This is a genomic window from Flavobacterium succinicans LMG 10402 (genome assembly GCF_000611675.1).
Classification (GTDB): Bacteria; Bacteroidota; Bacteroidia; order Flavobacteriales; family Flavobacteriaceae; genus Flavobacterium; species Flavobacterium succinicans.
Genome location: NZ_JATV01000002.1, coordinates 135,796 through 155,202, shown reverse-complemented (window position 1 = coordinate 155,202; position 19,407 = coordinate 135,796). Strand labels below are relative to the sequence as shown.

At 35.0% G+C, this 19,407-nt stretch carries 23 protein-coding genes and 1 pseudogene; 8 read left to right on the top strand and 16 right to left on the bottom strand.

Annotation, left to right across the window (positions count from 1 at the left end; all coding sequences use genetic code 11):
• Positions 1 to 386: 386 nt before the first annotated feature.
• From AO58_RS17715 to AO58_RS0102215, 4 genes are all read right to left on the bottom strand, one after another.
• Positions 387 to 590, bottom strand: a complete 204-nt coding sequence (locus AO58_RS17715) for a hypothetical protein (protein WP_074917582.1) — start codon at positions 588 to 590, stop codon at positions 387 to 389.
• Between the two features lie 92 nt (positions 591 to 682).
• Complete coding sequence (locus AO58_RS0102225) at positions 683 to 1,639, bottom strand: HipA domain-containing protein (protein ID WP_024980139.1); 957 nt, start codon at positions 1,637 to 1,639, stop codon at positions 683 to 685.
• Positions 1,632 to 1,964 (bottom strand): HipA N-terminal domain-containing protein, encoded by a 333-nt coding sequence (locus AO58_RS0102220; RefSeq protein ID WP_024980138.1) that lies wholly within the window; start codon positions 1,962 to 1,964, stop codon positions 1,632 to 1,634. Before AO58_RS0102220 ends, AO58_RS0102225 begins: the two co-directional genes overlap by 8 nt.
• A complete protein-coding gene (locus AO58_RS0102215; RefSeq protein WP_024980137.1) occupies positions 1,961 to 2,188 on the bottom strand; it encodes a type II toxin-antitoxin system Y4mF family antitoxin in 228 nt (75 codons plus the stop codon). The genes AO58_RS0102220 and AO58_RS0102215 overlap by 4 nt, the downstream gene beginning before the upstream one ends.
• Before the next feature lie 941 nt (positions 2,189 to 3,129).
• Between AO58_RS0102215 and AO58_RS0102205 the strand changes: the two genes are divergently transcribed.
• From AO58_RS0102205 to AO58_RS18130, 4 genes are all read left to right on the top strand, one after another.
• Entirely contained in the window at positions 3,130 to 3,885 is a 756-nt protein-coding gene (locus tag AO58_RS0102205; protein ID WP_024980136.1) for a hypothetical protein, read from the top strand.
• A 1-nt stretch (position 3,886) separates the two neighbouring features.
• The gene (locus AO58_RS0102200; protein ID WP_024980135.1) at positions 3,887 to 4,282 is read left to right on the top strand and encodes a DUF5675 family protein; all 396 of its coding nucleotides are present in this window, start codon (positions 3,887 to 3,889) and stop codon (positions 4,280 to 4,282) included.
• Positions 4,283 to 4,448: 166 nt separating this feature from the next.
• The gene (locus tag AO58_RS0102195) at positions 4,449 to 4,727 is read left to right on the top strand and encodes a hypothetical protein (protein ID WP_024980134.1); all 279 of its coding nucleotides are present in this window, start codon (positions 4,449 to 4,451) and stop codon (positions 4,725 to 4,727) included.
• A complete protein-coding gene (locus AO58_RS18130; protein WP_169733395.1) occupies positions 4,717 to 4,893 on the top strand; it encodes a hypothetical protein in 177 nt (58 codons plus the stop codon). Before AO58_RS0102195 ends, AO58_RS18130 begins: the two co-directional genes overlap by 11 nt.
• A gap of 77 nt (positions 4,894 to 4,970) precedes the next feature.
• On the opposite strand, the gene AO58_RS0102180 is transcribed toward AO58_RS18130, so the two are convergent.
• The 6 genes and pseudogenes from AO58_RS0102180 to AO58_RS17910 form a co-directional block, all read right to left on the bottom strand.
• Positions 4,971 to 6,206 (bottom strand): hypothetical protein, encoded by a 1,236-nt coding sequence (locus tag AO58_RS0102180; RefSeq protein ID WP_024980133.1) that lies wholly within the window; start codon positions 6,204 to 6,206, stop codon positions 4,971 to 4,973.
• A 35-nt stretch (positions 6,207 to 6,241) separates the two neighbouring features.
• Positions 6,242 to 6,871 (bottom strand): hypothetical protein, encoded by a 630-nt coding sequence (locus AO58_RS0102175; protein WP_024980132.1) that lies wholly within the window; start codon positions 6,869 to 6,871, stop codon positions 6,242 to 6,244.
• A gap of 167 nt (positions 6,872 to 7,038) precedes the next feature.
• Positions 7,039 to 7,337, bottom strand: a pseudogene (locus AO58_RS18405) (DUF6943 family protein).
• Positions 7,297 to 7,461, bottom strand: coding sequence for a DUF6943 family protein (locus AO58_RS18400; RefSeq protein ID WP_370696017.1), 165 nt, complete (start codon positions 7,459 to 7,461; stop codon positions 7,297 to 7,299). The pseudogene AO58_RS18405 and the gene AO58_RS18400 overlap by 41 nt, the downstream one beginning before the upstream one ends.
• Before the next feature lie 52 nt (positions 7,462 to 7,513).
• The gene (locus tag AO58_RS0102150) at positions 7,514 to 7,729 is read right to left on the bottom strand and encodes a hypothetical protein (RefSeq protein ID WP_024980131.1); all 216 of its coding nucleotides are present in this window, start codon (positions 7,727 to 7,729) and stop codon (positions 7,514 to 7,516) included.
• Between the two features lie 193 nt (positions 7,730 to 7,922).
• Positions 7,923 to 8,240, bottom strand: coding sequence for a hypothetical protein (locus tag AO58_RS17910; protein ID WP_139225538.1), 318 nt, complete (start codon positions 8,238 to 8,240; stop codon positions 7,923 to 7,925).
• Positions 8,241 to 9,498: 1,258 nt separating this feature from the next.
• Here AO58_RS17910 and AO58_RS17905 point away from each other — a divergent pair.
• Positions 9,499 to 9,651, top strand: coding sequence for a hypothetical protein (locus AO58_RS17905; RefSeq protein ID WP_155959404.1), 153 nt, complete (start codon positions 9,499 to 9,501; stop codon positions 9,649 to 9,651).
• Positions 9,652 to 9,738: 87 nt separating this feature from the next.
• Here AO58_RS17905 and AO58_RS0102125 read toward each other — a convergent pair whose 3' ends face one another.
• The 6 genes from AO58_RS0102125 to AO58_RS0102095 form a co-directional block, all read right to left on the bottom strand.
• Entirely contained in the window at positions 9,739 to 10,374 is a 636-nt protein-coding gene (locus AO58_RS0102125) for an SOS response-associated peptidase (protein ID WP_024980127.1), read from the bottom strand.
• A 618-nt stretch (positions 10,375 to 10,992) separates the two neighbouring features.
• The gene (locus tag AO58_RS16845; RefSeq protein ID WP_024980126.1) at positions 10,993 to 12,960 is read right to left on the bottom strand and encodes a DEAD/DEAH box helicase; all 1,968 of its coding nucleotides are present in this window, start codon (positions 12,958 to 12,960) and stop codon (positions 10,993 to 10,995) included.
• A gap of 215 nt (positions 12,961 to 13,175) precedes the next feature.
• A complete protein-coding gene (locus AO58_RS17510) occupies positions 13,176 to 13,787 on the bottom strand; it encodes a hypothetical protein (protein WP_024980125.1) in 612 nt (203 codons plus the stop codon).
• A gap of 151 nt (positions 13,788 to 13,938) precedes the next feature.
• The gene (locus AO58_RS0102110; protein ID WP_024980124.1) at positions 13,939 to 15,201 is read right to left on the bottom strand and encodes a Y-family DNA polymerase; all 1,263 of its coding nucleotides are present in this window, start codon (positions 15,199 to 15,201) and stop codon (positions 13,939 to 13,941) included.
• Positions 15,202 to 15,350: 149 nt separating this feature from the next.
• Entirely contained in the window at positions 15,351 to 15,800 is a 450-nt protein-coding gene (locus tag AO58_RS0102105) for a LexA family protein (protein WP_024980123.1), read from the bottom strand.
• A gap of 687 nt (positions 15,801 to 16,487) precedes the next feature.
• Positions 16,488 to 17,450: an endonuclease/exonuclease/phosphatase family protein gene (locus AO58_RS0102095; RefSeq protein ID WP_024980122.1), complete on the bottom strand. Its 963-nt coding sequence runs from the start codon at positions 17,448 to 17,450 to the stop codon at positions 16,488 to 16,490.
• A gap of 254 nt (positions 17,451 to 17,704) precedes the next feature.
• Here AO58_RS0102095 and AO58_RS0102090 point away from each other — a divergent pair, with 254 nt between their 5' ends.
• The 3 genes from AO58_RS0102090 to AO58_RS0102080 are packed head-to-tail and all read left to right on the top strand — an operon-like array spanning position 17,705 to position 19,311.
• On the top strand, positions 17,705 to 18,046 hold the full coding sequence (locus tag AO58_RS0102090; protein WP_024980121.1) for a helix-turn-helix domain-containing protein: 342 nt from the start codon (positions 17,705 to 17,707) through the stop codon (positions 18,044 to 18,046).
• Positions 18,033 to 18,776 carry an ImmA/IrrE family metallo-endopeptidase gene (locus AO58_RS0102085; RefSeq protein WP_024980120.1) on the top strand — a complete coding sequence of 248 codons (744 nt, stop codon included), beginning with the start codon at positions 18,033 to 18,035 and terminating at the stop codon, positions 18,774 to 18,776. Before AO58_RS0102090 ends, AO58_RS0102085 begins: the two co-directional genes overlap by 14 nt.
• Positions 18,760 to 19,311, top strand: a complete 552-nt coding sequence (locus AO58_RS0102080) for a PIN domain-containing protein (RefSeq protein ID WP_074917597.1) — start codon at positions 18,760 to 18,762, stop codon at positions 19,309 to 19,311. Before AO58_RS0102085 ends, AO58_RS0102080 begins: the two co-directional genes overlap by 17 nt.
• Positions 19,312 to 19,407 lie beyond the last annotated feature (96 nt).

The following is a 19,407-nucleotide window of genomic DNA, read 5'->3' as shown; positions in this document are numbered from 1 at the left end:
AACTCAGGGTTGTTTCTTTTGTCTTTTACTCTTTTGAATGAGATAGTAGTGTAGTTTTTATTCTTGGGTTAACTAGATATTGGGACTCCAAGTTTCTGGTGTTGATCCTATACAATAGCGCGAAAGTATTAAAATGAAAAAAGCACCTCGTTGAGGTGCTTTTCGCGGAGGAAGAGGGATTTGTTTAAAAACCCTAAACCGCATATATACTACGATTTGTGCTAACTGATTTACTCAACTACCCCGAATTGTACCCCTTTAAATTTAGTGGCATTTACTTCTTGTTGATAAAACAATTTCACGAACAATTAATCAAATTTTATTTGAATAATGTCATAAAACTATAGGGCATAGTTAACTATTTAATGAACAAGTTACTCTTGTCTTTACCCTAAAATTAAAGGTTGAACCTGTTCAACTTTTAGGCAGGTGTATTGGCAAAACTCTTCGATGGAGAAGAACTCATTTTCTTGCTTGTTAAGCTTCGTTCTGATTTTTTGTAATAAACGAATGCTTTGACGATAACTTTTGCCGGTGATACGTTTTATGTCTTTTGGGTAGATACACAGCCTCTTGTTTTCTGTTTTCATACTCTATCTATAGCTTTGATCGGGCTTTTACTTACTTATAACTGCTCTTAACTTTTTATCAAGAAGTATAAAATTATAAAAAAAGCATTTGGTTATTCCTCATGAAACAAGATGCGATACCTTTCCTCTAACACTGTTTTGTATTTTTCTTTGTACTCTTGAGACAGAAAGGAATGATCAATCCATCTGATGGCTATGGGTTTGTTTTTTTGGAAGCGTTTGGCTATGCCTTTCAATTGCTTTTGGTTTAGTCCTAGGCCAATTCCTAATCTTTCGAAATGTTCCCATTTGAGTTTTTTCTTTTTTCCTTCTAATGTTAGGGCTAACTCTTCGGTGTCGTCTGGGTTGACAATGGCTACATTTAATAAATCGTAGGCAGGAGATAGTGTCCAGGTATCGTTGGAATAGATCATGGAAAAGTTCTTCAAATGCATGTCGTTGTTTCCGGTCAGGAAACTAAAAATACCCAATTCTAGAAAGTACAATTTGTCGAGCAGGGTGTTATCGGAATACTCGTGCAATGCTTTACCAATTTTTTCCATCGAGCTTTTGTATTTATCGAATGCTTCGGTGATTTGGAACATATCGAGCATGTGGATCTTCTCTCCTGTATCCGTTCTGTCGATACGTTTAGTGATATAGGAGAGTTCGCCTGATTGCAATCGGATCAAGCTTGATTTTACCGTGTTGATGCCAAAAGCTTCGGCGATGCGCATGGTAACATGTTCGTTTTCGGGCATTTCGGAAAAGTGGTCTGAGGGCGGTTTAAAAATGTAATTTCCTCCCAAAGCACCTACTACGGTTAGTCGGCCTTTATTGCCATCATTTATGGTGTCGCTTACAATGGATAAGGATAATTTGGGTTGCACTCCCGGAACGGCCACGCTCCTCTCCACCACATTTTTGGCCAGCTCCGCCATTTGTTTTAGCGAGTGTTCAAAGATCGGTTGTTGCTCGGTACCAAAAAAAACGACACTGCACTGCTCGTGAAAATCGCCAACGTTAGTATCGTTCAATGACTGATAACAATGTAAACATTTCTTACTCATTATCGTTTGGTATTGGTTGTACACTGACCGCTCCGATACAATTTTGGCAACAAGCCAGCAGTAGTCCCATTCGGTCGTTTGGATTGATTTTCCAGCTTTTGGAAGCAATGTCCAATAGCCAGCCTTCGGGAATTAGTCCTTCAAAAAATGGGAATAATCGTTTTTCACTATACATTTTGACGCTGACAGGCATCGTTAGCGAGAGGCATTCTTTTGGATGATCTTGTACGTACGTTTCCTCATATTGAAAAGTGTATTCCCCTTCATTGGTTTCAGTGAGTATTCCAGCTAGGTATTCTTTGTAATATATGGCCGCTTTTCTCATGCTCCTTGTGCTTCATTTTTTGATAATTCTCTTGCGTTAACTGGTGCTAAGGTATGTCCAAACATTTTGAGTACTTGATTCACTTTTTCCAAATTCAGGTTCTCTTTACCCTGTTCTATTTTTCGAATCACGGTCAGTGCCACTCCAGCGCGCTCTGCAAAGGCTTCCTGCGTTAGTTTTACCTCGTTTCTTTTCTCTTTTACAAAATTAGCCAGTGTGTTCATGATTATATGCTTTTGCATTGATTATAAACAAATATACTAAATTATATGTTAAAGCATATAGTTTGTGTAAATATTATTTTTTTATATGTAAAAGCATATAGTTTGTGAATGTACAAAGATATTGATAGATGCTATTTATGTCCAGGCATTTTGAATTTATAAAATGAAGTACTCCTTTAAAATGTGAAATTTTGAATGATTAGTAAAGGGTACTAATTAAAAAACCCTTTAAATCATAGGATTTAAAGGGTTTTAATTCAATTTGCTTTTCAGCTGGCGGAGGAAGAGGGATTTGTTAAATCCTTTTCAGCCCATGTTTTATAGGGGTTTAGCAGAATCTATTTTCTAGGGTCTCGATTATCAACCTTAAAAAAGACGCTCTTTTTTGACAAATCTTATGATACAAATATAAGAAATTAAGTTGGTTATACATGTTCAAATAATAGTTAAGTATGACAAAATTATCCAAAAATTAGCGGTGTAACCTGTTCATGTTTTATACCTGTATAGTGGCAAAATTCATCAATGGTGAGTAGCTCGTTATCGAGTTTGTTGAGGTCTTCTTTAATGCGGTTTAGGAAACGGATACTTTGACGGTAACTCTTGCCAGTGATAATCTGGATGTCCTTAGGGTAAATTACGATTCTCTTAATGGGTGATTTCATACTCTATCTATACTTTAAACTGGGCTTTGTTATGGCTTAATCATTAGTAATTTATGTTGCCGTTATAAAATTAAAAGTACTAAAATTTTTCTTCTTTTTTACGGGTTGATTTAGTGTCAATTTGGTACAAAAATGACATTTGGACCAATGTTGTTCGTTTGGAAAGTGGAACATCAATTTTCATTACAATTTTGTATTGGATTTGAAAATGAAATGTTGCAACACGATTTTTTTCCAGAGTAACGAATGAATCAATTATTTAAAAATTAAAGTATTATGGCAAGACAGAAAGGCATAATTAAATTAAAAGGTACTATCGGGGATATTACTTTTTACAAAACGAAAGACGGGCATTTGGCGAGAGAAAAAGGCGGTATTGACGCTAGTAGAATCGCTAATGACCCTGCTTTTCAAAGAACGCGTGAGAATGGTTCAGAGTTTGGAAGGGCTGGCAAGGCTGGCAAGGTGCTTAGAACCGCGTTGCGTCAGGTGTTAATCAATTCGGCAGACGGGCGAATGGTAAGCCGTTTGACCCAAGCCATGACCAAAGTCATTCAGGCGGATGCGACGAATCCTAGAGGGTTGCGTAACGTGATTGATGGCGAGGCTGAATTGTTGGCGGGGTTTGAATTCAACATTGGTGGGAAGTTGGGAACGACTTTGTTTGCTCCATTTGTTGGAACAATTGACCGTGTATCTGGAACGATAGGCTTGAGTATGGCACCTTTTGTACCCACTACTATGATTGCAGCTCCTTCTGGGACTACGCATTTCAAAATTATCTCTGCGGGTGCAGCGATCGATTTTGAAGCTGAAACTTTTGAAGTGGTGAATTCTGAAACGGCAATCTTACCTTGGAATATCAATCCAACTTTGGCCATTGACCAGGACAACTCTGTGAGTGCTAACAGCACGAATCCATTGTTTTTGGCTTTAGGCGTGGAGTTTTACCAAGAGGTGAATGGGCAAATGTATCCGTTGAAAAATGGAGCGTACAACCCGCTTTCTTTGGTGCAAGTAGTCGGATTGTAGGATGGTTTTAGTCTTAAAAAGACAGTATTTCCCCGAAGGAACCAACGGACAACTCAAATGTGAGGGTAAATTGATTTGTACTACTATTGAATTGCCTTGGAAGAATAATGAAAAGAGGGTTTCCTGCATTCCAGAGGGGGAATATTGTATTAGAAAGCGCTACAGTCCAAAATTTCAGTGGCATTTGGAGGTGATGGATGTCCAAAACAGAAGTTTGATTTTGTTTCATCCTGCCAATAATGCTTTGCGAGAATTGCACGGTTGTATTGCACCGGTAACGAAGATATCTGGTCCCGGATTGGGATTGCTATCTCGAAAAGCATTTACCAAGCTAAAAACGTTAGTTTTTAAAGCTTTGGATCAAAACGAAAGTGTGTTGTTGATTGTTGAATCTTAATCCTTAGAATCCGCTAGCATTGACGTTATTCTTTATGAAGGGTTTCGTCCTTCGACTCTGCTCAGGATGACTGCTCAACCTGACAAAGCAAATGTCATTTTATATTGCTTTATTAAGTATAGAAATTAGACTTCAGGACAACAAGGAATAAAAAAATATAGAAAGTATGAATGTAATTAAAAGAGCAAAAGCTCCCACCCCAAAATTTTTCAGAGTGTTGCGCACCATAGGTTTGGCCTTGGCGGCTGTTGGAGGGACACTTTTAGCAGCTCCGGTAGCATTGCCCGTAGCGATTACTACTGCAGCAGGCTATTTGGCCGTAGCAGGTGGGGTAATTTCTGCGGTAAGTCAATTGACTACAGAGAGTCCTGTAACCCTAATCCCCGAAGTGGGAACTGAATTAGACTCTGAAAAAGGGCAAAAAAATATTCGAGATGGAGACTAGTGTGACCACCAAAATGGGCACTGCCTCAGGAACTTTGTTGAGTATTGCTCCGAACATTTTTTCGGAAGATATTCTCAAAACGATAATTTTGGCTGTAATAGGAGCGATTGTGAGTTTTTTAGTTTCGCTCCTTTTAAAGGGATTGACAAAATCAAAAAAGAAATAATTCGGGTTTGGCGTGGTAACCTTTTCCCGAATTTATAGGAAAGCCTGGTCCAATTGGATCAGGCTTTTTTTGTTTCATTAAATGTTTAATAACAGTTCCGATGCAGCTTTTCTTGTTGTCTCTTTTGTATTTTTACTGTCAATAATAAATTGTAACGATTCAGGAATTAATCCATTTTTATAAATTGATTTTGAAGATGAAAGTCTTGATTTTTTTGAACTTTCTGAAAACTTTTGAAATTGAGGATATTTTTCAGAAATCTCATGAATAGTAACTTTTGGATTGATAAGAATACTTGGGCAAAGAATTTCTGTAAACACCTGCATCCCGATACTTTTTAGCCATCTAAGCAAATTATTTTCTAATTCTTCTTCAATTTCATTTGGGATTTCATTACTAGCTGGCGTATTTATAATTTCAGTTTTTTCTTTTTTCTTCTTTAGATGATTATTTCTTGGAATCGGTTTTTCAAACCATTCTATACTTTCTAATTTAGAATCAGTGGGTTGAAAAGTATGAGCGAGCGTTATGTTTTCAAATTCTTGGTATTCTTTTGGGAATTCCTTTTCTAAGTAGCTCTTTACGTATTTTATTAGCTCTAACTCTTCCCCAATATTTTTACCTTTATAAATTAAATGGTCTTTTTTTGGAACCAAAAATGAATTTAATGGATGTACTAATCTAACAAAATGAGCTTTTAACAGGCTCTTTTGAGTTTCATTAAGATTATCTTTAGCATGTCTTATTTTTGAATCTGTATCCCATTCTTTTCTATCTGGATTCGGAAAAAATTCTCTTAAATTCCTTTTACATAAATCCGAGTAACCATATCCTGTTGGTTTTATGTGAGCCAAATAATATCCCTTAGAATTTAGAGATACTCTTACTGCTTTGTTATTTGTATAGAAACTTAGTTCTTTTTCATTACTGGTTAAACCAAAAGAACAAATTAATTTTTCCTGATTAAAATAGTCAATTAGTTCGTCCTCTTCTATTGTTTGTCCTGATAGTTTAAGGCCAGTAAATAGCATGGAAAAAGTGTTGTCGCAAAAAACCATTTTAGTTCTATCCGGAAATCTTGTTAAAAATCCTCTACGTAATAAATCGTAATTGTCTTTTGAAAAAGAACCATATAATCTCAGAAATAAGGTTGCTTCAGGATGTTCTATATAATTTAATAAAGTTTCATGTGTATTTTTAATTTCATTTACATGTTCAAACTGGGGTTTAATTAATTGATTAAAAAAATCTTCAATGTTTTCAGCCTTACCTGAATTCAAACTATTGAATTTATGTTTTCTAAGTTTTTCCATTTATATTTTTGGTTGTTAATCTTACTAGTTTACTACTAAAGATTTTTTAATAGGTTTTCGTAATTATAGTTAATTGGAGTACTCAAGACATAATTTGTATCCTTTGTTTCTAAATTGTTTTTTTTGGGCATCGTAATTATACAATCTTTACAATCGTAACCAAATTTCTGAAATAATTTATATTCCGTCAATAATGCATTATACATGCTTTCTTTTAATCCCTTAATTTCACTGTTCAAATCATGAAGCAGTAATTTATCTTCGTAAATGACTTGACCTTCCAGTGTTGTAAATGTTTTGGTATTGGATTGGACCAAGTAAACACTTAATCCTTTGTCAAAATCTATTTCAATGTCAAATTTATCATAAAAAGAGTTCAATTTAGTTCTAATTTCGATAAAGTTAACATGATTTTTTTTGATAAAATTAGTTAGTGTTATTCTTGCTTGATCATGACTTTTGTAGTTTTCCCCTTTGCTTTGTAAAAGTACGTCAATAGTATTTTGATATACTTCAAAAACCCGTTTCCGGGCTTCAATTAGGTCATTGTTTTTAAATTCCTGATTAATTTCGATCAAATCCTCAGGATTGTTTTGAGAACGGTATAAGGTTCCTTTCAAGAGATAATAAAAACAATGATTTGAGTAACTAGATGTATTGTTCATAATTTAATTTTTTATGTTTGTCTATATATCCTTAAATTTTTCAGATTATAAACGTTTTCAAGTATTTAACTTTTTTTTAACAAAAAAAATACTGGTGCGTATGCTTTATTTTGATTTACTAAAAAAGTTCCTATTTTCATGGTATCTCGGACAATAAGACCCATTTTTTATCTCTTATCATACCGATTCAAATTAACTCTCCTCATTTCGTGTATAAGAACACTATTTTGATGTAATTGGGTTTCTTTTTGTTCCAATAACCTCAATGCCAGAGCCTGTTTTTTGTGTAGCTCATGTTCCTGCAGCATTTCATTGATTTTAGACGAAAAGTTCTTTTTGAAATCTGAACTCGTAAAAAGTGAATTACTGACCTGCAAAGCGATTGGAGCCAGAATTTTGCTTTCCAAAGACTGTACGCCAACCAATTAACTGTTGTTGCATCTAATTGAATTGAATATTGAATCATAAAGCTGTTTTTGAAAGGCTCTTTTTTGTGGTTTTCCACTGTTAAAACCTTTGTTGAGTATGAATATCTGATTTTCTTTATAAAGTGTTTCTCTTTGGTGGGTTTTAATGATAAATTGTGTCATGGCGTATACTATTTTAAATGGCTTATTTTTTTTTAAACAAATTTTGATGAGATCAATTCAAATACTCTATGCTCATTAGGCGTAAAAAGAGGCCAAAATCACGGGTTTCGTTTAAATTGTCTAGAAGTCGTAAGGCCTCATCTTTTGGCATTTGGAAACGATATTGCATCATATCTCCGCCTTTTATCAATCTATCTTTTTGGATGCTATATACATAGTCCCCTATATAATCCCCGCCTTCAATGATGTAATAAATTGGTGTTTTCATATGTTGATATTTATTGATTTTTATCGGTCATATGTAATTCGCGAATCATTATTGGTTTTTCGACCAATTTTGATAGGCTCATTTCATAGTGTAAACGTTTTTGAACAACTGACTTTTTAAAAAATATTTTTTTTCGGAAATCGAGATTTTAAAATCTATAATGAATAATGAAAAAGAAAGCCTCCTCGTAAAATCAGATTTCAAATAAGAAAGAAAAAAATGGAAAATACTCTCTAGAAAAGAAAGCTTTCGGTTTTTCACCGAAGGCTATTCTTTTCAGAGGAAGATTTTTCATTTTTAGGCCTGCCGGTTCTTTTGTTTTGAAATTTGATTTTGACCTTTGCTTTTCTTTTTTTTTATTTCCTCGAAATCCACGTGATTCCACTAAAATTAGAGGTATTGAATTATAGTCGGATTTTGATTTTTTGCATTGGCCGCTTGACGAAATTCCAATAAATTTTAATCGGAGAAAAGACTTGAATTGGAGCAGCTGCAGCTCTGGTAATTCCACTAAAGTTGTTTTTGCGGAATGGAGGGGCGGGAAGTGGAAGAAGCAGGTGCGAAAAATACCGACCCAGCAGTGCTTAGGCTCACAAGGTAACAATGCTAAAAAGAAATTTTGTGATGGTTCCGATACAATGCGAATAGTTATGTGAATTCCAATATACTTTCACCTAAAAGCTACGACCATCACAAACACTAAACACTGATTTTTGCCTTGTGAGCCTTAGCAATGGTAGGACTCGGATTTATCAGCTGGTTCTTCCACTTGCCGCCCCGGAATGGAGCGGGTTGTTGTTATGGACCTGCAGTCCACCAGCTGCTGGGCGGAAGCAGCACTACTAAGTCCGGCGCATTTTCGCGCCGAGCTAAAAAGGCTGGAGCCCAGCAGCTGGCACTAAATATTTACGCCAGCCGCAACCCCGCAGCGCTTAGGCTGGCAGCTGATAAGTTATGCGGAAGCTTTATTACCAATACAAATGATGCGGACTACTTTTCTCTGCCAGCCTTAGCGATGCGTGGGATTGCGGCGTTCCTATTTTTTAGTGCCCTTTTTTTACCTGCTGGTCCTATAACAAAAGGACGTGTCTCTTGTTTGCAGGGAGTTCCTTGTTTGGGAATATTTGATTTTTGAGGTATTTCAAACAGAAACGGGGATTTGAAATGTACTGGAAACCTGTTGGAACATTCGTCAAAAAGCAAAGACTGAACTTTCCTAGTGTGCTGGCAGTAGCGTGAGCAAGGGTATGGATTTTTATGTTACGATAAGAAACTAAACGCCTTCATGAAAATTCATACTCTTGCTGGCTTTTTTGATTTTGTGGGTGCTTGAATAGTGAGAAGTGAAAAGTGAGAAGCAGAATGTTTTTTGAAATGAAAAAGCACCTACAAAAGCAAAATGCAGGGACTTCCTAGTGCGTTGGCAGTAGCGTGTGCAAGGGTATCGATTTTTTATTTGTGTACTACGATGTTTGTGATTGCTTTTTTGTGGCTCGATGCCTGTAGGTCTCAAAAGAAAGAATATTTAATGTGAGAAAAGCGTTCTTATGGAAACGCTGAACATTGAGCCACAGAAAAGCAATGTACTACTCTATTTCTGACAAATAAAAAATGATACTCTTGCTGGCTTTTTTTGATTTTGTGGGTGCTAGAATAGTGAGAAGTGAAAAGTGAGAAGTAGAATGTTTTTTAAAACGGAAAAGCACCTACAAAAGCAAAATGCAGGGACTTCCTATTTTTAAAAGCCCCAATGCCTACAAAATGTTTATATGTTGCTCAATAGCCCCGATAGTAGTGGAAATCCTTTTTGGGCTGGTGTTCAGCACAAAAAGATTGCAGCGGATAGCGGGACGATGTTGCCTGATAAAGCGCTATTATTGCTGCTTCTAGAAAAAAAAGTGATGATGATTGTGATAGTTTAATTGCTAGTATTTTAAAAGGTTGTGTGCGCGGATTACTACGTCAGTTCACCTTGATAGTTTCCAAAACTACTAATGGGGTTATAATGCTTAAAAAAGAGAACCGAAGTTTAGATTTTTGGCTACTAATTTCACTTCATAGGGATATGCGAATTTTTGGATAGGATCGTGTTGCAACCATTTTTGTTCATCTTCTGGACGAAGTATAATTGGCATTCTTTTTTTGATGTTATGAATTTCTGCCATTAATGGATTGGCTTCTATGGTCACAATTGTGTAAGTGTTTTTTTCTTCACCTGTTGCTGGATTTTGCCATTTTGAATATAAACCTGCAAAAGCGAACAATTTTTCGTTTTCCAAACCAATTTCAAACTTTGATTTATTCTTTCCTTTGGTATCGTGCCATTGCCATTCATAAAAGCCATTGGCTATGACCAAACAACGTTGATTTACTACGTTCCTAAAAAAAGGTTTTTCCGTAACTGTTTCAATTCTAGCGTTGAGGGTTAACTTTTTTATTTCCTCGTCTTTGGACCAAGAGGGAATTAAGCCCCAGTTATAATGTGTAATGATTTCGGGTTGTTCATCAATAATAATGGGATTCAATGCAAAATCAAATCCATTAATATTTTCTTTAGGTTGAAAAAGCGCTATTTTATCGATTTTGGCTTTGAATCGATTCTCTACTTCAGTTGCTGCTTTGGATTGTTTGGAATGGAAGCACATGTTCGGTTATCGTTGGTGAGTTGAAAATTATCCTGAGTTTGTTGTACTACGTGTATGAACAAAAAATCTTCCATAAAGGTACTTTTTTTGAGAATAGGGTTTATCGGTATTACAATGTTTTATGAATTCCTATGTTATATAGTATTCCTCAAAGTTTGCAATTTTGCGAAGCCATCCTCTTTTTAAAGCTACAATATCTACAAAATGGTAATATGCTACACTTTAGCCCCGATAGGAGTGGAAATCCTTTTTGGGCTGGTGTTCAGCGCAAAAAGATTACTTCGTCAGTTCGCTATCGCTCGGGTGCAGCGGATAGCGGGACGATATTGCCCTATCAAGCGCTATGATTGCTGCTCCTAGAAAAGAAAGTGATAGATGAATTTAAAGCTATTATTTCTAGTGTTTTGATAACGCTGTGGGCACGGATTGCAAATCGATATCGAGTTAAATTTCAGTTGTTATATCACTGAGGGTTTGGATTGCAAACCTGCCTATCAGGTTTTGGGGGCTAAATTAAGATTTATTTTTTGTTTAACACTAAACTGCCAAACTCAAAACCTATATACCAGTAAGGCTATTACTTAAATTTGTTGTAGCTCTTGGTAGCTGGCAATGTATTTAGAACTTAATTACTAGAATAAATAATGTAATAAAGATTACAAATACAGTAATTAAGCTTATTTTTTTCCAATTAGAAATTTCTTTTTTATCTTGTTTCGCTTTGCTCTCTAATTTAAATATATATTCGATAGAGGTTTCTAATCTGATTTTGTTTTCTAAATAATGCTTAATTTCTAAATTATGTTTTTCTAAAATGCTCATATTTTCGCTCTTCAATTTTCTGTTTTCATTCTTTAATTTCGATATTAGAGTTGTATTACTATTTATCGTGTTTTTGTTTAATTCATTTTCATCAATTAAGTTTTCATTCTTTTCTGTTAGATTAGTAATGCTATTCTCAAATGATTTAATTTTATTTTTTAAATCAAAGATGTTATTTGTTAGTGAATTAACTTGTTTTTCTAGATTTTGAACTTTTTCACTCTTATTTTTAATATTATTTAATTTGAATGTAAGTAATCTTTTAAAGACTGGTTTTAAAGTGTCATTTCTAAATTGTAATGCTTTATTTAAATTATCATATGAATTACCATAATTACTATTATTAAAGTCAATAATGCATTCTTTATAATAATAATTTGCTTGACTATTTGTTAGTTCATCTGTAATAATTTGCTCATTATTTGAGTTTTGAGATAAATTAATTACTTCTTCTCGAACAATTATATCACTTGGTTTTATTAGTGTTTTTAATTTTATTCCTTCAAAAGTTTTACATCTACTTAAAGCAACATATGTATGACCAGCAGAAAATGCACCATCACCCATATCTATAATAACGTTGTCAAATGTTAATCCTTGACTTTTATGAATTGTTATTGCCCAAGCAAGTTTAACAGGAAATTGAGTAAATGTTCCAATTACTTTATCTATTATTTTTCCATTTTCTGGATTTATCTCGTACTTAATATTTTCCCAAGTAACTTTCTCAATTTGGTATGTATCAGATATCTCTTTATTGTTAATTGTAACAAATATTTTATCATCTTCTAAACTTTGTATTCTACCAATTGTACCATTGACCCATCTTCTATCCCTGTCATTTTTGACAAACATTACTTGTGCATCAATTTTAAGTTCTAAAATTTTATTTGTAGGTAATAAATCCTCATTATTACTGTTTTCTCTACCAAAAACACCATTGATTAGACCTTCAAATAGGATTTTATCTCCTTTTAAAGTGTTTATTTTTGTTAAATTTGTTGCATCAACAATATCCCTTTTAGTTGCTAATGTAATATAATCTTCATTTTGATTAGGTATGAAATTTGGGGAGTAACTTTTATTTAGTTCTTGTATGTCTTCTAATTGTGCACTTTTGGTTCTTACTTTATTTAGTAAAGAGATAAATTTTTCATCGGTTTGACGATATACTTTTTTTAATTCAATATTTAAAAAATCTACTTCTTGAAAAGTTTTAGCCGCAAAAAAATACTTTGAATTATAATGTTCTCGCAAAATATTCCATTCATCATATTTTGCAATAGGTTCTAATTGAAATGTATCACCCACAAATAAAATTTGTTTACCACCAAATGGTAAATTCCTTTTACCTCCAAAATTTCTTAATCTAAAATCTATAGCATCAATTGTATCCGCTCTCACCATTGAAATTTCATCAATTATAATTAATTCGGCTTTTGCTATAATATCTTGTTTTTCTCTACTAAAATTATAGAAACTTTGTTTTTGAGTATCATTAAATTTTTCCCAGACGAATGGTGTAAATGGAAGCTGAAAAAAGGAGTTAATAGTTGTGCCTCCTGCATTAATTGCTGCAATTCCAGTTGGTGCAACTATTATGTAATTTTTAGTAGTATTTTGAGCGATATATCTTAAAAATGTTGATTTACCAGTACCTGCTTTACCTGTTAAATATATTGAGCGATTTGAAAATAAAATTAACTGTTCTGCAAATTTAAATTCACGATTGTCAATGTCAAAATTTTCAGGAATATCATTCATATGCTTTTTTTTTATCGCCAACGGTTGGCAACTTGGCGGTGTGACGGATTGATAAAGCCTAAACTTTCGATTAAATACAGACTTTTCAAATACAAAGCGAACTTTAAATTAAGTCCAAAACCCGTCATATTGCCAACGGCGGCTGGCAGTAGTTTATTTTATCAGATTATTTTTGAGTGACACAAATTCTTCATCAGAAATCAATCCTTTTTCTTTCATTGAAATAATTTTTCGAGTTTTTCAATATTATCATTTTCATTATTTATAATGGGCTTGATATTTGAAGAGTGGGTTATTTGAAATTTACTTTTATAATTTTTTAAGATGAAAAAATCCACTTCTTTTCTGTGTTTGTTCTTACACGAGAAAAGTAGTATTTTCTCAATTTTATTTTCTAAATAACTTATACTTAATATGTTTTCCGCCATATTTGTAGCAACTTGCTTTTGTCCAATTCCAGTCATTCCACCAACAATTGCTCCAACAGGCCCTAAAATTAATCCTCCTACAATTGCTCTTCCAATTACTGATTTATTTTTCTGTTCAGATAGCTGACTTTGCCCATCCAAGTTTACACTTAAAATGTTCGATTCTAAAATACCTACAGAATAATAACTTATTCCTTTCATAATTTCTATCTGTAAACCTTTAGGTCTAAATCTCAGGTTAATTAGCGCTACAACTTCTGTAAATAATTTGCCATTGAGCAGTTCGTCAAATGGAGTAATTCCTGAAATATAGTCTAATTTATTTACTAATCTTTTAGGTGTCCAAATACTTTCTTTGTCAAGATATGTATTCAGTTCATTTTTGCCTAATAACTTCATATGATAATGTTCTGTTTACTTCGATTTTCGTGTTAAATTTCTCCCAACTAGCGTATAGCCGCTACAAACCATCGCATATACTCCTAAAACAGTGTTGTTTTATAAAAGTTTGTAAGCTTTTACTTTCCAAATATATGCTATTTTTATTGCATTATTCAGCTTTAATAGTAATTATTTCTTTTATTTTGGTGGTGAAACAAGGAGAAAGTTTTTCTTGTTTCATTTTCCATTGGCGGCCAAGGGATTGTGTGGCGAATTTGATTTTATTGGTGCCGTAAGATTGGTTGAGTTTGTCGATGACGCTCATTAAAGGTTGGTGCTTTGGGTTGCTGGTGTTGAATAAGGAAAGTTGGGTTTCGCTGTTTGGGGTAAGTCCCATTACGATTACACTAGCTTTTTTGTAGTGGTAGCCTTCTTTGAAAATGGCTTTTAATCCTATTTGAGCGTAATGGTTTAACTCAATAGTGGAGTTAGTTGGGAAATCGGTTTTGATAACAATGTTTCGGGAATATTGGGGTTGGTCTTGGCGGAAATAGTTTGTATGAACAAAGACCATAATCATATTGCAATGGCTGTTTTGTTTGCGTAATTTTTGTGCGCAAGATGCGGTAAAGGTAGCTACCCGTTCTGCCATATCTTCCAATTTGGTCATTGGCTTTTCGAACGAACGTGTCGTGGCGATCATCTTTTTGCTTTTGGGTATTTCCAGATTTAAAGTAGGTTTGCCTTCCAATTCGTGTTTTAACCTCAACCCTACTACCGCCATTTCTTTACGTACCCAATCATCAGGGAGTTGAGTAAATTGATATGCAGTGAAAATCTTCTTGGCTTGTAATCGTTTGGTGTGTTTTCTACCAATCCCCCAAACGTCCTCAATTTTTGTCCATTTCAAGGCTTTGATTCTTTTTTCTTCAGTATCTATGACATAGACGCTTTTGGTGCGTTCTGGGAACTTCTTAGCAATCTTATTGGCTACTTTGGCCAAGGCTTTAGTTGGGGCGAATCCCACACTGATGGGAATGCCTGTGTTCTTGGTTACGGTGCGTTGGATTTGAATACCATACTCTTCTAAATTGTAAAGGTCGAAGCCTTTGAATTTTAAAAAGGCTTCATCGATACTGTATATCTCGATCTCTGGTGTATACGTAGACAAAATATTCATTACCCTACTGCTCATATCTCCATACAACGCATAGTTAGAGGAATAGATAAATACTTTTTGTTCCTCAAAGAGCTTTTTGTATTCGAATGCAGGTGCTCCCATCGGTATGCCTAATGCTTTAGCTTCATTTGAACGCGCGATAACACACCCATCGTTATTGGACAGTATTACTACTGGTTTACCAATTAAGTGGGGTTCAAAAACGCGTTGGCAAGATGCGTAGAAATTATTGCAGTCGACTAGGGCGTACATTTTTTTGGGTATTGGGTATTGGGTATTGGGTGTTGGGTTTGAGTTGATGTTTAAAAGGTTTAATGTTGTTTAATCGTAACTACTTTTATGTTGGCGATGCTATGTTATGAAAAACCACCCCACCCTTCGGGCACCCCTCGAGAGGGGAATTAAAAAGATTTGATGCTGTGAATGACGATGCCCCAGATCATGAGTTCGTTCTCGGGGGTGACTTTGATAGGTTCATAGTCTTCGTTTTCGGCAATAAGCCAAACAATGTCTTTTTCTATTTTGATGCGCTTTACGGTGAATTCTCCATCAATTTGGCAAATGGCAATTTTGCCGTCTTGGGGTGCCAAACTTTTGTCTATAACTAGCAAATCACCATCGAAGATACCTGCATTCTTCATAGAATGCCCTTTGACTTTTGCAAAAAAGGTACTGTCTTTGTGCTTGATTAGATGTTTATTGAGGTCTATACTGAGTTCTAAGAAATCATCTGCTGGGGATGGAAACCCAGCACTGATGCCTGTGTCCATAAATGGAATTTCTAACTCTGTGGTTAAATCTGCGGTGTAGAATTCGAGTGTGGTGGTATTTTGCAGTTTACGAAGTTTCATTTCCCTATAGTTTTTCAATTTTGAAATACCCTATGACGGTATTTCATTTTGCAAAATTAGAGAAGATAGTTATTGCTTGTGTGGAAATGAGGGGAAATAGTTATTAACGGAGGCAGTTATCGGTTATCGGTTTTCTGTTGAGTGATGGGGAAGCGACATAACTGTAGATTGAGTTGGGTTAATGCCTTTGTCCAAAAAAAACAATATTGCTTCACTATAGCACGATAGCAGTAGACAACTCGCGAGTTGTCCGTACAGCCCTAATTATATGCTATTTGTTAATCAAATTTAGGAGATTTTTTAGGATTTAATTTCAGTTGTTATATCACTGAGGGCACGGATTGCAAATCCGCGTTATCGGGGCAATGACCCGAGTGGCTGTAATGGTTTAGTTTGTTCATTTCAGTCTTAATCCAATAGGTATTGGTGTACCTTTTTTCCAGCGTTTTTTTTATACTATTGGTTACTTCTAGTATTGAAAAAATAGTTTTATCGTTGCTTATTTCGGGCATACTTATTTTGTGTTTATCTCCCTAGACTGGTTTTGTTTCCTTTATTTCAAAGATACAGTACTTTTTTTATTGTTGAAGCATTTATTCAATAGGAGAGATGAGGAATGGGATTCGGGATGGGGAATGGGGATTCGGAATGATGAATTGGGACAGGTCGCGACCTGTCCGTACGGGATTATAGTTTGAATTCTGCCCAGAGGGGGTAGTGGTCGGATAGCATGAAGGAAAGGGCTTGTTTGGTGAGGCCACGGTTGGATAGGGCGGTTTTGAGGAAGTCGTAATTGCCGCCTGTTATGAATTCTAATGATAGGTTGTTTTTCTTGTTGCTGTTTTGGAACCAAGCGATTTGGTCATAGTATTTGGTTTCATCGAAGATGGAACGGGTTACTTTGTCGTTTTGTAAAGCAGGTGGGATATACAATCCCTCGGATATAAAGGTTTGGTTTAGTAAGTCTCCGCGTTTGTCAATGTTGAAATCTCCTAAGGCGATTAGGTTTTGGTGGTAGACGTTGATGTCGTCTGCCCAACTGGCCAACCATTTTGCGATGCCTTTAAGCTCGGTGATGCGGTCGCTCGAGGTATTACCGAAAAGGATGTGTAAGGTTACTAGAATAAAGGTTTGGTTTTGTGCTCTAAAGCTCACCGCATAAGGGGAACGCACAAATTGTTTGTCGAGCATTCCTTTGTTGATGGTTTTTGTCCATTCGTCTGGAACTACTAGTTCGCAGGCTAGACCGGAAAGGTTTACGCGACGGGTATCAAAGAGATAAGCCATACGTTCGCCATTGCCGACATCGCCTTGATTTACGTCTGTTAGGATTAAAGACCAATCTGAACCTAGGACTTTCAGCACATCGCGTAGACCTTTGAGATTGGCTTTTACTTCCTGGACTGCTATCACATCAAATCGTTTGATGATCTCGGCTATGCACACCAAGGAATGTAAATCTCTTTTGGGACTGTCGGTAGGAGCGGATGTCCATTTGCGGGTGATGTCACCAAATGCTCTAATGTTCCAAGTGGCAATGAGTAGGTTTTTTTCTAGTTTTTTGGGTGGTATTTTTAGGTCTAAATCTTCTTTTAGTTCTTTGAGATTGGCTGCTACATCCACTGGTAATTTATCTTCAATCGTATCCATTGTTTTGTGCTTTGGGTTTGAATTTAAAGATAGGAATTTTATTTAATAGGTTGAATGCTTGAGTGTTAAATAAGTGTTGTGGTTTGGAATGGGGATAGCTTGCGAGCTGTCCTTACGGGATGGGATAACTACTTAATTGGCGAATTAATTTATTTCTATTTTGTACAATTTTGTTTAATTAGAATGAAATGTGTATTTTTGTAACAAATAATTGATCCTTAATAGAAAACAGTTAAATCAAAACTCACAAAAATATGGAAGCCACTACAGGATTGGTAATAAAAGGATTGCGTGAAAGATATGGATATACACAAGAAAAACTAGCTAGTTTTCTTGATGTGAAAAGGGAAATGATAAGTTTTTATGAAAATGATGAAAGAGAGGTACCGTTAGCAATTTTAGAAAAATTATCGGATTTGTTTGGTGTAGAATTAGCTATTTTTTTTAGTGAAACCGTTGAGGAAGCTATGGCTGAAGTTGTATTTGCCTTTCGAAAAGATTCTGTCACAGCAAGTGATATGGAAAAGCTTTCGGATTTTGGAAAAATTGTAAAGAATTATATTAAGATAAACCGATTGTATCATGGCATTAAATGAGAAAGTTTTAGAAGCTCGAGCCAATAAATTCCGAAGAGAATTAGGATTGGGAACTGATTCCTCAATTGATTTGGAAAAGCTATTATTGACTTTAGGTGTTTTGACCGTTTACAAGCCTTTGGAGAGTGCGTTTTCTGGTATGGCACTTAAAACCAATGACAGTTTATTTATGTTGATTAATTCGGCGTTGCCAGTAGGAAGGCAAAATTTCACCATAGGACATGAGTTGTATCACTTGTTTATTCAAGATCATTTTAATTTTCAAATGTGTAATGCTGGTCAATTTGATAAAAGGGATAGAGAAGAGTATAATGCAGATATTTTTAGTTCCTATTTTTTAATGCCTGAGGCTGCATTGATTAAACAGATTCCAGAAAAGGAATTGGGGTGGGGAGAAACACTTTCATTGGCTACTCTTATAAAAATGGAGCAGTATTTTGGTGTTTCAAGAGCTGCTCTTTTGGTTCGATTAAGTAAAGGCAAATACATTCATTATGAAGATTACAAACCTTACTTAAAAGGCGTCATTAAAAGCGCTGTTGAGCACGGTTACTCAAACGCACTTTATGTAAGAAGTGATGAAGAGAAAGTAGTAGGTGATTATGGAATAAAGGTTAGAGCATTATTTGATTCAGAAACAATTTCTGAAAGTCATTATCATTCTTTGATGTTGGATATAGGATTCGATATTGATGATCCAAAATTTAATGATGATGGGGAAGAAAACTAATATAGGACCTAGGATATTATTGGATTGTGATGTAATCATTCATTTTACTAAAGCGGGGCATCAGTTGCTTTTGCCTAAAATTTTTCCCAATCGATTTGTTATTTTGGATAAAGTAAAAGACGAATTGAACAAACGGAAAAAAAGTATCGTAGCGTTGGATAATTTTATAGAGTGGTCAATGATTGAAGTACTTCCTTTTCCAGTCGATAAAGCTATACTAATTGAGTATGCTCGTTTAAAAGCTACGATGGGAGATGGAGAGGCAGCTTGTATGGCTGTAGCTAAACACACAAAAGATTATATAGCCAGTAGTAATTTAAAGGATATTAAGAGCTATTGTGATTATTTTGGTATTGTTTATTTGACTACTATGGACATTCTACTAGAAGCCTATTATAAAGGTGTCTTGAGTGAAAAAGAATGCGATGCTTTTATACAAGAAGTGAAAGCAAAAGACAGTAAGTTAATAGCTGGCATTGATACTATCAAACAGTATGAGGAAAGTATAAAAAATAACCGAAGCAAACAGGAATAGCGCTTCGGTCGGTTGAAATTAAAACTTTGGACGGTATTTATTTCAGCTGCAAAAGTAATAGAATTCTATTTATTACCTAATTATTCCTTGGGTATT